Source organism: Flavobacterium sp. FlaQc-48 (assembly GCF_044007335.1).
Lineage (GTDB): Bacteria > Bacteroidota > Bacteroidia > Flavobacteriales > Flavobacteriaceae > Flavobacterium.
In genome coordinates, this window is the sequence record NZ_JBIPCR010000003.1 from 149,834 (window position 1) to 162,665 (window position 12,832).

The following is a 12,832-nucleotide window of genomic DNA, read 5'->3' on the forward strand; positions in this document are numbered from 1 at the left end:
TTGACCTTAATACAGAGATTGAAAGGTTTGCACCTTTAATCAGAGGTGAAGAATATTAGGGGAAATTAAATCTTGACAGATTATTAGAAATTGGAATACTGTGTTAAAGACATACAAGATGGGCTTCTGAAGAGTACTGTACAAGATTGAGTGTGGAATATATCAAGAAGTATAAACTAGTAAATTAATGGGATTCAGTTACTTTGGTGGAAGTATAGGTGATTTTTTTAAATGCACTTTTTTAATTGGTAAACTTATAAATTTTTCAATTTAAAATATAAAGGAAAAAATGATTAATTTCGAACTTCTGGCAGGTAAATATCATATTTTTGTAAGATATAAGATATTAATGCTATTTGCATAATGATTTAACTCTTAAATTGAATTGAAAAAATTTACCCATTACAAACAAGCAGATCATAAAGACTGCGGGCCTACCTGTTTAAAGATAATTGCAAAACATTACGGTAAAACAATTAACATCCAGGAGCTGCGCGATGCAAGCGAAACCACTCGCGAAGGAAGTAATTTGCTTTTTTTAAGTGATGCTGCCGAGAAAATAGGATTTAGAACGCTGGGAGTAAAATTAAGTCTTAACAGGTTAGAAGAAGCTCCTTTGCCTTCCATTCTGCATTGGAATAAAAATCATTATGTAGTACTTTATAAAATTAAAAAAGGGACCTATTATGTTTCTGATCCTGCTTTTGGTTTAATTGAATATAATAAAGAAGAGTTTCTTAAATTCTGGATTGGAAATAATGCAATTGAATCTACTGAGGAGGGAGTCGCCTTACTGATTGAAGCTACACCAAAGTTTTTTCAGTCTGATTTTGATAAGGAAGAAAATAAAGGATTAGGGTTTAGCCTGCTCTCACAATATGTATTAAGATACAAGTCATTTTTGATACAACTTAGCGTAGGTTTGCTGGCGGGCAGTTTATTGCAGCTTATTTTTCCGTTTTTAACACAGAGTATTGTCGACGTTGGAATACAAAACCAAAATATCCGCTTTATTTATTTAATTCTTTTTGCCCAATTATTTCTTTTTGCAGGAAGAACCGGATTAGAACTTATAAGAAGCTGGATATTGCTTCATCTTTCTACCCGGATAAGTATTTCGCTTATTTCAGATTTCTTTATTAAATTAATGAATCTTCCCATTTCGTTTTTTGATGTTCGAATGACCGGTGATATCATGCAACGGATTAATGACCATCACAGGGTCGAGAAAATTTTAACGACGTCATCTTTAAATGTTTTATTTTCTGTCATAAACATGTTTGTTCTGGGTGGTGTTTTGGCTTATTTCAATTTGCAGATATTCTTTGTTTTTTTTGCCGGTAGTATACTTTATTTTGGATGGATAACCTTATTTCTAAAACGAAGGGAAGTACTCGATTATAAACGTTTTGCCGAAGTTTCTCAGGAGCAAAGTAAGGTCATGGAACTTATTAACGGAATGCAGGAAATTAAACTTCACAATGCCGAGAAACAAAAACGCTGGGGTTGGGAGTATGTTCAGGCAAGATTGTTCAGAGTTTCGATAAAAGGATTGGTTTTAGAACAGACACAGTCTACAGGATCTTCAGTAATAAATGAACTTAAGAATATTTTTATCACATTTTTGTCTGCCAAATTAGTAATAGATGGTTCGATTACATTGGGGATGATGTTGGCTATCAACTCGATTGTTGGAAGTTTAAACGGACCTATTGCGCAGCTTATTCAGTTTGTTCGTGAACTTCAGGATGCTAAAATATCATTGGCAAGATTGTCTGAAATTCACGAAAAAGAAGATGAAACACAACAGGAAGAACATCAAACCCATGATGTTCCGTATGATTCGGATATTGATGTGAAGAACCTTTCGTATCGTTATCTTGGGTCAGATATGCCGGTCCTGGATGATTTGACTTTAAAAATACCGGCCAATAAAATAACTGCAATTGTGGGGGTTAGCGGAAGCGGAAAGACTACTTTAATGAAATTGCTGCTTAAGTTTTATGAACCCGAAAAAGGGGAAATTACCATTGGAAACGCACAATTGAGAAACATCTCACAAAAAGCATGGCGTTCTAATATTGGTGCTGTAATGCAGGAGGGATTTATCTTTAGCGATACGATTGCCAACAATATTGCTATTGGTGTTGATAAGGTTGATAAAGAACGGTTGGTATATGCTGCTGATGTGGCCAATATCAAGGAATATATTAGTGAGCTTCCTCTTGGCTACAATACAAAAATCGGTACTGAGGGACTGGGAATGAGCACGGGGCAAAAACAAAGATTGTTAATTGCGAGAGCGGTTTACAAAAATCCTGAAATATTATTTTTTGATGAAGCAACATCTGCTTTAGATGCCAATAATGAAAAAGAAATTATGCGAAAACTGGATATTTTCTTTAAAGACAAAACCGTTGTGGTTATTGCACATCGACTAAGTACGGTAATGAATGCCGATCAGATTGTGGTTCTGGATAAAGGAAGAATTATTGAGATAGGAAATCATGCTGCTTTAGTAGAGCAAAAAGGGAATTATTTTGAGTTGGTTAAAAATCAATTACAATTAGGAAATTAAGTTATGACTGAAGATACTACATTCGAATTAAGAAGTGAAGAAGTTCAGGACATTCTTACCAAAGTGCCACATTGGATGATCCGCTGGGGGACGATGTTAATATTTGTCATTATTTTTATGCTGTTTTTTGTCTCCTGGTTTATTAAATACCCGGATGTCGTAAATACCCAAATTGTAATTACAACCAATATTCCGCCAGAGAAGGTAGTTTCGAAATCATCAGGCAGAATTGAGGCTATTTTAGTTAAAGACAAATCGGTTGTGTCGAAAAACAGTACACTGGCAATTATCGAAAATACGGCCAATTACAAAGATGTTTTTTTACTAAAAAGTATTGTGGACCAATATAATATCAATGACCCCAAAAAGGCGTTTCCTTTTGCTTTGCTAAAAAATGCACAATTAGGCGAAATAGAAAGTGCTTTTGCTGTTTTTCAAAAAGACTACCAGGCCGAACAGCTCAATAAAAACCTGCAGCCTTTTGAAGTCGAAAACCGGGCTCAGATTTCTGAAAAAGTTCAAATTAAAGAAAGATTGGATATTCTGCAGCAACAGAAAGTGATTAACGAAAGCGAATTACAACTTCAGAAGAACGAAATTGCGCGTTTTGAAACCTTATTCAACAAAGGAATTATTTCGGCTCAGGAAATGGAAGTCAAGAAGCTAAGTTATCTTCAGGCTCAAAAAAGTTATAAAAGTCTTTTAACTTCAATTTCTCAATTGAAGTCTTCTTTGATTGATAACTCAAAATTGAGTCAGAATACGCAAATAAGCGGCACTAAAGAAGAAGTTACTTTAGGCAGAAACATGGCGCAATCCTTTTATCAGCTAAAAAAAGTGATGAGAGACTGGGAGCTGGCTTATACTTTAAAGTCTTCTGTAAGCGGTGTAGTAACATTTTTACAGGTTTGGACAGAGAATCAGACCATAAATGTAGGGGATAATGTTTTCTCTATTATTCCGGATACTAAAAATGGTTTTGTAGGAAAAGTAAAAGCGCCGGCCTTAAATTCCGGAAAAATTAAGGTTGGGCAGACTGTAAATATCAGATTGGCTAATTTTCCGGACAGGGAATTTGGCGTACTAAGAGGCAAAATTAGAAATATTTCCCTTGTGCCGGATAAAGACGGGAATTTGCTACTGGATGTTGCCCTTCCCAACGGATTAGAAACGTCCTATAAAAAACAAATCATATTTCAGCAGGAAATGAAAGGAAGTGCTGAAATTGTAACCGAAGACTTGCGATTAATTGAACGTGTTTTATATCAGTTTAAAAGCATTTTTGAGCAGGTTTAGACACATCACTAGTTACTGCCTAACCCACGAAACCTATATGTCTAAATGAAAAAAAACGGTACTGATTGTTTTTGTTTTGCTCTTTCAATATTCATTTTCAAAACCCATAACCAAAACTCAAAAATTAGTTGTGACCTGCAAGTTTGGGGATTTTTTAAAATATTACCACACAAATGTCGCTAATGGAAATTTTGATTGGGATGAACAGCTTTTCAGAATATTGCCCAAAGTAGAAGAAGCAAAAACAGATATAGAATTCTCAAATATTATAGAAAAAAGTATGGGCTTTGCGGGAAAATCAATCCTGATTATTATAAAGGGAATGTATTTGGTCTTCGTTTACGACTTACGGTGTTTTTTACCCTAATAAAAAAACACACAACGTATTGGGATTGTCCCTGATATTGAAGTAAGACCAACCATTTCAGGCATTCAGCAAGGTAAAGATGAGTTTCTTGGCTGGGCAATTCTTTTTGCAAACGAGGAGAAACAATAAATCATATATTTTGGTGAAGTTCAAAATTTTGACAAATATTTTTTCACATCTTTAAATAAAAATCTTTCGTAAGTTCAATATATTCGGGAGTATAAACATGCCTGTCGATTTCGATCGTTAATTCATCTGCTTCCGTTATTGAATTTTCATTTCGGTTAAAGGCTAATAAGCTGCGTTTTACAGAAGATGTTGGCGTTCCTTTTACACGTGTGATTTTGATGGGATATAGTTCTGATTCTTTAGCTAAAGCGATAAAATTTTGTTCTTCTTTGAATGGAAGAATCACGGCAAATATTCCATTTTCAGAAAGTAATAAAGCGGCAGCCTCGACTAGTTCTTCGAACGGCATTGCATCCTGAAAACGTGCCAGGTCTCGTTGTTCATTTTCTGTTTTATAATCTTCAGAATAAAAAGGAGGATTTGAAACAATTAAGTCGTATTCGTCTTCCGGTTCTTCTATAAATTCATCTAAACCGGCATGAAAACAAAATAAACGATCACCCCAAGGGGAATTTTCGAAATTATCAACGGCTTGTTCGTAAGCATCTTCATCAATTTCAAGGGCATCAATTTGTTCCGCATGAGTTCGCTGAGCAAGCATCAAAGCAATAATGCCGGTTCCTGCACCAATGTCTAATACACTAAACGGATGGTGATAAACTGGAGCCCAGGAGCCTAATAAAACGCCATCTGTTCCTACTTTCATAGCAGTTTTATCTTGTTTTACAGAAAATTGCTTAAACTGAAACATTTTGGTTTATGATTATTGGTTAACAATTGGATTTTTTAGAGATTAAATATAATCTAAAAATCCAACAATCTAAAAAGTCTAAAGATCTAATTAAAGGTACATCTCCACCAATCCTTCGGGAAGGTTCATGATGACTTTTTTATTTTCACGATCAATTTTTACAAGGAAATGATCTATCATCGGGATTAGTATTTCGACTTCGCCATTTAGTACTTCAAAAAGAGGTTGTGCAGTAGTATCGTTAACGGCAACAATTTTTCCGAAAACACCTAAGCGTTGATCTTCTATTTCAAAACCAATAACTTCATGGAAATAAAATTTGTTACCGGAAAGTTTTGGTAACATGCTTAATGGAAGATAGATGGCATTGCCCATAATGGCGTCTGCATCCTCTTCAGTATTCATATCTTCAAAACGAATTCTAAGAAAATCGTTTTTGTGCAATGAGCTTTTTTCAATAAAAAAAGGAACCAGGTGTTTATTGCATTCAATAAACACTGATTCCAGATTTTCGTATAACTCAGGTTCGTCTGTGTCTAAATAAGCCAGAACTTCACCTTTGAAACTAAATTTTTTAGCGATTTTACCTAAATAAAAACATTCTTCTTTACGCATTCTCGCTAAATATAATTATGCTTCAGTTGTTTCGTTATTTTCTTCAGCAGCAGGAGCTTCTTCAGTTGCAGTTTCAGCAACTTCTTCTTCTTCTTCAACTGCAGGAGTTGCAGCAGCGATAGCATCAGCTTCAGCCTGAGCTGCAGCAGCTAAACGTTTAGCATTAACTTCTTGTTCTGCTTTGAAAGCTTTAGCTTTAGCATCAGCTTGCGCTTTTGTTAAACCGTCTTTTTTAGCATCAACTTTTCCAGCTTTAGCGTCTAACCAGGCAGATAATTTAGCATCAGCCTGCTCTTGAGTTAAAGCACCTTTACGAATACCTCCATCAAGGTGGTGTTTCAATAAAGCTCCTTTGTAAGAAAGAATTGCTTTAGCAGTATCAGTTGGTTGTGCACCATTGTGTAACCATTTAACTGCACTATCAAGGTTTAATTCGATAGTTGCTGGGTTTGTGTTTGGATTGTAAGTACCGATTTTCTCTAAGTATTTACCATCTCTTTTTGAGCGTGCATCTGCAGCTACAACCCAGTAAAAAGGTTTTCCTTTTTTACCGTGTCTTTGTAATCTAATTTTTACTGACATAATCTTATGATTAAATTTTGAGGTACTCGACCTCTGTTAATTAAGGGCGCAAAGATATAATTTTTTTGTGAATTACGTGTTCCAAATGGTATTAAATCTATTTCGGATCACTTTTTCTTGTTTTTTTAGTATTTTTGAATTGAAATTTAAAGTTTTATAGCCATTCAAGGTTCTTTTTGAATCCAATTTATTCTGCATGAAAAAATATTTCTGTTTATTATTACTTGTTTTTATCGTGGCATCTTGTACTGAGGATGTTAGATTCAATACTCCTGCTTTTCAGGGTTTAAAAAACAATGTTTTTTGGAGGGCTAAAAGTTATTCAGCTTATAACAGAACCGGGTCTTTTGTTATTGAAGGCCAGTTAGGCGCCGAGATTGTAACTTTTCGACTGCCTTCCCGGGAGCCGGCAACTTATATCTTGGGTGTTGATGATATAAAAACAGCTTCCTGTTCAAATATTTTTTCAAATACTTCTCCTGAATTTACTACCGGGGCAAATAAGGGGAGTGGCCAAATTGTAATTACGGAATATGATACTCAAAATCAGACTGTTTCGGGGACTTTTAGATTTAATGCAGTAAATGTGACTGAAGGAAATCCTGAAAAACCAAGTGTAACTTTTACAGAAGGTGTTTTTTATAAAATCCCGATTACACCAAATTTAGAGTACTAATGTTTAAGTTTTTAATTTACAATTGTTTGGTTTTATTGGTTTATTCTTTTTTAAATCAAAATAAAAACATAAATAAACTAATATATAGTAGATTACAGAAAAATAAGACTACATTTGCTACATTATTATAAATAAGTACATATGAACATTTTTGTTGGAAGCCTTCCATTCAGTATTGAGGAAGCAGATTTAAGAGAGTCTTTCGAGGCTTACGGAGCAGTAGATTCAGTTAAAATTATTACTGATAAATTTACAGGAAGAAGCAAAGGTTTTGGTTTTGTTGAGATGCCAAACGACGCTGAAGCTCAAAAAGCAATTGATGAATTGAACGGAGCTACTGTTCAAGGTCGTGCAATTGTAGTTAATAAATCTGAACCGAAACCTGAAGGTGAAAGAAGAAGCTTCAACAATAACAGCCGTGGTGGAGATTCACGCGGAGGTTATGGTGGAGGAAACAGCCGTGGTGGAAATGACCGTGGTGGTAACAGAGGAGGATATTAATATTTTTTTCTAAATATATAAAAGGGATCAACGAAAGTTGATCCCTTTTTTTTGTTTCAGGTTTTTTTGTTTCAAGTTTCAGGTATCACGTTACAACAATCTGAAACGTGATACCTGAAACAAAATAAACTATAAGTTAGCTACAAGCCAGTCTCCAACTTCGCTGGTTTTGTATGCTTTAGATCCTTTTGTTGCTAAATCTTCCGTTACAACTCCTTGTTCTAATGATTTGTTTACAACGGCTCTGATTGCTTCAGCTTCGTCTTTTAATCCAAAAGCATCTTCGAACATCATAGCTGCTGATAAAATAGTGGCTAAAGGATTTGCAATGTTTAAACCTGTTGCTTGTGGATAAGATCCGTGAATTGGTTCGTATAAAGAAGTATGTTCTCCCACAGAGGCTGAAGGCATCAATCCCATTGAACCAGAGATTACAGAAGCTTCATCAGTTAAAATATCTCCAAATAAATTCTCAGTAATCAATACATCATAAGAGTTTGGCCATTGCACCAAACGCATGGCAACGGCATCAACAAACTCGTATGAAACGGTAACTTCAGGATACTCTTTTTCCATTGCCTGAACCGTTTCTCTCCACAAACGTGAAGTTTCTAATACGTTTGCCTTATCAACACAACATAATTTTTTGCTACGGGTCATCGCAAGTTCAAAACCTTTTTTAGCTAAACGCTGTACTTCGGCTCTTGTGTAAACGCAATTATCAAAAGCAGTTTCTCCGTCGTCTCTTCTTCCTTTTTCTCCAAAATAGATTCCTCCGGTTAATTCTCTTAAGAAAACTAAATCAGTTCCTTCGATTCTTTCTCTTTTTAAAGGGGAATTATCGATTAAAGAAGGGAATGTAAAAGTAGGACGCACATTGGCAAATAAGCCTAATTTTTTACGCATCAATAATAATCCCTGCTCCGGACGAACTGGTGCACTTGGATCGTTATCGTATTTAGGATGACCAATTGCTCCAAATAAAACAGCATCAGCTTTCATACAAACTTCATGCGTTTCATCAGGGTAAGGAACTCCAACAGCATCAATTGCAGCGGCTCCGGTAAGAGCAGGTGTCCATGTTATTTCATGATTGAATTTTTTTGCAATAGCATCAGATACTTTTACGGCTTCATTAATTACCTCAGGACCAATTCCGTCTCCTGCTAAAAGGGCTATGTTAAATTTCATTCTTTTTAGTTTTTATTTATTTTAAGGTTCAAAGTGACAAAGTGACAAAGGTTCAAAGTTTTAAAAGCAGGTTGAAAAACCTTTGTGCCTTTGTATCTCTCAACCTTTGCAACTATATTAAGTAATTACATTCAGCATTTTTTGAGTGGCGATAATCGCGGCAACTGTCTGATCTGAATCTAACCCTCGTGTTTTAAATTCTTTTCCGTTGTTTACCCAGGTGATGATCGTTTCGCATAAAGCGTCTGAACTACTTCCTGGTGGAATTCTCACGGCGTAATCAATCAATTTTGGAAGTGCTAGTTTCTTGCTTTTGTAAATTTTGGATAAAGCATTCATAAAAGCATCAAACTGACCGTCTCCCTGAGCGCTTTCTTCAATGATTTCATCGTCAATTTTTAAAAGCAAAGTTGTTGATGGGCGCATTCCTTTGGAATGCATTAATACATAGGATTCTATGGTGATTTTATCTTCATAAGTATGACTATCCAGAACATCCGAAATGATATAGGGAAGGTCTTCTTTGGTAACAGTTTCTTTTTTGTCGCCTAATTCAATGATTCTTTGAGTAACCAATTTTAAATCTTCCTGATTTAATTTTAAACCTAATTCCTGAAGGTTTTTTTCGATATTGGCTTTTCCGGACGTTTTTCCTAAAGCGTATTTTCGTTTTCTCCCGAAGCGTTCCGGAAGTAAATCATTAAAGTATAAATTATTTTTATTATCTCCGTCAGCGTGGATTCCTGCCGTTTGCGTAAAAACATTATCGCCAACAATTGGTTTATTGGCCGGGATTCTGTATCCTGTAAAAGTTTCTACCAATTTACTTACGGTGTAAAGGGAAGTTTCTTTGATGTTGATGCTAACTTCCGGCAAATAATCGTTTATTACGGCTACGGTGCTTTCAAGCGGAGCGTTTCCGGCGCGTTCTCCCATTCCGTTTACGGTTACGTGAAGTCCGTTTATACCTGCTTTTATAGCTTCCATGACATTGGCAACACTTAAATCGTAATCGTTATGAGCGTGAAAATCGAAATGAATCTGAGGGTATTTTGCTCTGATTTTAGAAATAAATTCAAAAGTTAAAGACGGAATTAAAACGCCTAAAGTATCAGGAAGTAAAATTCTTTTTACGGGTTGAGTAGAAAGAAAATCCAGAAACTGAAACACATATTCAGGAGAATTTCGCATTCCGTTGCTCCAGTCTTCCAGGTAAACATTGGTTTCGATATTATTTTCTTTTGCTGAGGCGATGATTTGCGCAATTTCAGAAAAGTGTTGTTCCGGTGTTTTTTTTAATTGATGTGTCAGGTGGTTCATGGAGCCTTTGGTCAATAAATTCTGCACTTTGGCACCTGCTTTTTTCATCCATTCTATCGAAACGCCTCCGTCTACAAACGAAAGTACTTCTATTCGGTCAATATATCCTCGTTCTTCGGCCCAGGATGTAATGCCTTTTACAGCCTGAAATTCTCCTTCGCTTACGCGGGCAGAAGCAATTTCAATTCTATCAATATTTAATTCTTCCAACAATAATTGTGCAATGGTCAGTTTTTCTGCAGCAGAAAATGATACTCCGGAGGTTTGTTCACCATCACGAAGTGTCGTATCCATTATTTCAATTTTTCTTTTTTCCATTTCAAATATGATATCACTTTAAAGTACTGCCTGATAAAAATTAATCATGCAGTTTCTGTAAATTATAAAGCAGTTACTAAACCCAACTCTAAAGCTGAAGTTTGAGTAACTGCATTTTTTTAGGTTGTTAGTTAGTAAGGAAGCTTATCGGCGAAAGCCACGATATCTTCTTTAATATTTTGCAAATAATCAATGTCATCAAAGCCATTAATCATATTGTTCTTTTTGTACCCGTTAATCGCAAAAGATTCGTGTTGACCTGTTGATAATAAAGTAATCGTTTGATTTGGTAAGTTGATCTCTAATTCAGTTTTGGGATCAGCTTCGATCGCTTTAAAAATAGTGTCGGCAAATTCCGGACTAACCTGAACAGGTAAAACACCAATATTTAAACAGTTTCCTTTGAAGATATCTGCAAAGAAACTTGAAACTACAGCTCTAAAACCGTAATCGTAAACTGCCCATGCAGCGTGCTCTCTGGAAGATCCTGAACCAAAGTTTTTTCCTCCAACAAGGATTTTTCCGCTATAAGTTGAATCATTTAAAACGAAATCAGCTTTTGGAGTGTCATCTCCGTTATATCTCCAGTCTCTAAAAAGATTGTCTCCAAAACCTTCACGTTTTGTAGCTTTCAGGAAACGAGCCGGAATGATTTGATCTGTGTCTACGTTCTCTATAGGCAACGGCACTGCGCTGCTGGTAAGTATATTAAATTTATCGTATGCCATTTTAATTAGATTTTTGGATTTTAGATTTTAGATTTTTCTGAAAATGAGAATCTAAATCTGAAAACAATTTATTGAATTTTCGAAATTGTTATTGCCATTGACTAGAACAACTCTCGTGGATCTGTTAGTTTTCCGGTAACAGCAGCAGCGGCAGCCATAATTGGGCTTGCTAATAATGTTCTTGAACCAGGGCCCTGACGGCCTTCAAAGTTTCTGTTTGAAGTACTTACCGCATATTTTCCGGCAGGAACTTTATCATCGTTCATGGCCAAACATGCAGAACATCCCGGCTGACGTAATACAAAACCAGCTTCGGTCAAAATATCCAAAATACCTTCTTCTTTAATCTGAGCTTCAACAACGTGAGAACCCGGAACTAACCAGGCAGTAACATTATCTGCTTTTTTTCTTCCTTTTACAATTTCGGCGAAAGCCCTAAAGTCTTCAATACGTCCGTTGGTACAACTTCCTAAGAAAACATAATCAATTGGCTTTCCAATCATCACATCGTCTTCCTGAAAGCCCATGTAGGCTAAAGATTTTTTATAAGTTTCCTCACCGCCTTCAACCTGGTTGGCATTCGGAATATGTTTTGAGATACCAATTCCCATTCCCGGGTTAGTACCATAAGTAATCATTGGTTCAATGTCTGAAGCTTTGATGTTTAATTCAGCATCAAAAACAGCATCAGCATCCGTTTTTAGTGTTTTCCAGTATTCAACAGCTTTTGTCCATGCTTCACCTTTAGGAGCGTATAATCTACCTTCAAGGAAATCAAAAGTAGTCTGGTCAGGAGCGATCATACCGCCACGAGCACCCATTTCGATACTTAGGTTACAAACGGTCATACGGCCTTCCATAGTCATATTTTCAAAAACATCTCCGGCGTATTCAACAAAATAACCCGTTCCTCCAGAAGTAGTTAACTGAGCAATAATATAAAGAGCAACATCTTTTGGCCCAACACCTTTACTTAATTGACCGTTTACGTTAATACGCATTTTCTTTGGTTTTGGCTGCATGATACATTGCGTAGAAAGCACCATCTCCACCTCAGAAGTTCCAATGCCAAAAGCAATAGCTCCAAAAGCACCGTGAGTAGACGTGTGAGAATCTCCACAAACAATAGTAGCACCTGGCAAAGTAATTCCGTTTTCAGGACCAACTACGTGTACAATTCCGTTTTTAATGTGACCTAATCCCCAGTGCGAAATTCCGTATTCGGCAGCATTATCTTCAAGTGCTTTAAGCTGATTGGCAGATAAGGCATCTTCAACTGGTAAATGTTGGTTTATGGTTGGTGTATTGTGATCTGCAGTTGCAAAAGTACGTTCCGGGTATAAAACCTTTACGCCTCTGGCTTTTAATCCTAAAAAAGCAACAGGACTCGTAACCTCATGAATGAAATGACGGTCAATAAAAAACACATCTGGTCCATCTTCAATTTTACGCACTACATGTGAATCCCATACTTTGTCAAATAATGTCTTACTCATTTTTTATTTTTTTTAATTGTAATTCTATAGCCACAGCAATTCCTGCTTATTATAATAGGAAAACAAAAGTAAAAAAAGATACAAAGGGGTCAATTTCAATATTTCATTATATACGATACCCAAACTAAAATACAAATTGCGAATCCGCTTTTGTAGACTCAATTTTGGAAGAAAAATGATTTAGAAACTAATTTCTTTTTTCTTTTTTTGCTTTAATTTTCCCTGATTGTTGTTTGTTTTAATAGTTTGCAAATTTATCTTAAAATCACTATAAAATATAAGGA

At 35.7% G+C, this 12,832-nt stretch carries 11 protein-coding genes; 4 read left to right on the forward strand and 7 right to left on the reverse strand.

Going from position 1 to position 12,832, the window contains the following annotated elements; all coding sequences use genetic code 11:
- Nucleotides 1-385: 385 nt before the first annotated feature.
- The gene (locus tag ACHRWY_RS06030; protein WP_395353348.1) at nt 386-2,578 is read left to right on the forward strand and encodes a peptidase domain-containing ABC transporter; all 2,193 of its coding nucleotides are present in this window, start codon (nt 386-388) and stop codon (nt 2,576-2,578) included.
- Nucleotides 2,579-2,581: 3 nt separating this feature from the next.
- Nucleotides 2,582-3,874 carry an HlyD family secretion protein gene (locus ACHRWY_RS06035; RefSeq protein WP_395353349.1) on the forward strand — a complete coding sequence of 431 codons (1,293 nt, stop codon included), beginning with the start codon at nt 2,582-2,584 and terminating at the stop codon, nt 3,872-3,874.
- Nucleotides 3,875-4,413: 539 nt separating this feature from the next.
- On the opposite strand, the gene ACHRWY_RS06040 is transcribed toward ACHRWY_RS06035, so the two are convergent.
- The 3 genes from ACHRWY_RS06040 to ACHRWY_RS06050 all read right to left on the reverse strand — a co-directional run bounded on the left by ACHRWY_RS06040 (nt 4,414) and on the right by ACHRWY_RS06050 (nt 6,318).
- Nucleotides 4,414-5,121, reverse strand: coding sequence for a tRNA1(Val) (adenine(37)-N6)-methyltransferase (locus tag ACHRWY_RS06040; RefSeq protein ID WP_395353350.1), 708 nt, complete (start codon nt 5,119-5,121; stop codon nt 4,414-4,416).
- Between the two features lie 90 nt (nt 5,122-5,211).
- On the reverse strand, nt 5,212-5,736 hold the full coding sequence (gene rimM, locus ACHRWY_RS06045; protein ID WP_395353351.1) for a ribosome maturation factor RimM: 525 nt from the start codon (nt 5,734-5,736) through the stop codon (nt 5,212-5,214).
- Nucleotides 5,737-5,751: 15 nt separating this feature from the next.
- Nucleotides 5,752-6,318, reverse strand: coding sequence for a 30S ribosomal protein S16 (locus tag ACHRWY_RS06050; protein ID WP_395353353.1), 567 nt, complete (start codon nt 6,316-6,318; stop codon nt 5,752-5,754).
- A gap of 196 nt (nt 6,319-6,514) precedes the next feature.
- Here ACHRWY_RS06050 and ACHRWY_RS06055 point away from each other — a divergent pair, with 196 nt between their 5' ends.
- Both ACHRWY_RS06055 and ACHRWY_RS06060 read left to right on the forward strand, forming a co-directional pair.
- Entirely contained in the window at nt 6,515-6,994 is a 480-nt protein-coding gene (locus ACHRWY_RS06055) for a DUF6252 family protein (protein ID WP_395353355.1), read from the forward strand.
- A gap of 141 nt (nt 6,995-7,135) precedes the next feature.
- Nucleotides 7,136-7,495, forward strand: coding sequence for an RNA-binding protein (locus tag ACHRWY_RS06060; RefSeq protein WP_026982652.1), 360 nt, complete (start codon nt 7,136-7,138; stop codon nt 7,493-7,495).
- A gap of 129 nt (nt 7,496-7,624) precedes the next feature.
- On the opposite strand, the gene leuB is transcribed toward ACHRWY_RS06060, so the two are convergent.
- The 4 genes from leuB to leuC form a co-directional block, all read right to left on the reverse strand.
- Entirely contained in the window at nt 7,625-8,686 is a 1,062-nt protein-coding gene (gene leuB, locus ACHRWY_RS06065) for a 3-isopropylmalate dehydrogenase (RefSeq protein ID WP_395353357.1), read from the reverse strand.
- Nucleotides 8,687-8,803: 117 nt separating this feature from the next.
- Nucleotides 8,804-10,324 carry an alpha-isopropylmalate synthase regulatory domain-containing protein gene (locus ACHRWY_RS06070; RefSeq protein ID WP_395353358.1) on the reverse strand — a complete coding sequence of 507 codons (1,521 nt, stop codon included), beginning with the start codon at nt 10,322-10,324 and terminating at the stop codon, nt 8,804-8,806.
- 131 nt (nt 10,325-10,455) lie between these two features.
- Nucleotides 10,456-11,052, reverse strand: coding sequence for a 3-isopropylmalate dehydratase small subunit (leuD, locus tag ACHRWY_RS06075; RefSeq protein WP_395353359.1), 597 nt, complete (start codon nt 11,050-11,052; stop codon nt 10,456-10,458).
- 101 nt (nt 11,053-11,153) lie between these two features.
- Nucleotides 11,154-12,548, reverse strand: a complete 1,395-nt coding sequence (gene leuC / locus ACHRWY_RS06080) for a 3-isopropylmalate dehydratase large subunit (protein WP_194615249.1) — start codon at nt 12,546-12,548, stop codon at nt 11,154-11,156.
- Nucleotides 12,549-12,832 lie beyond the last annotated feature (284 nt).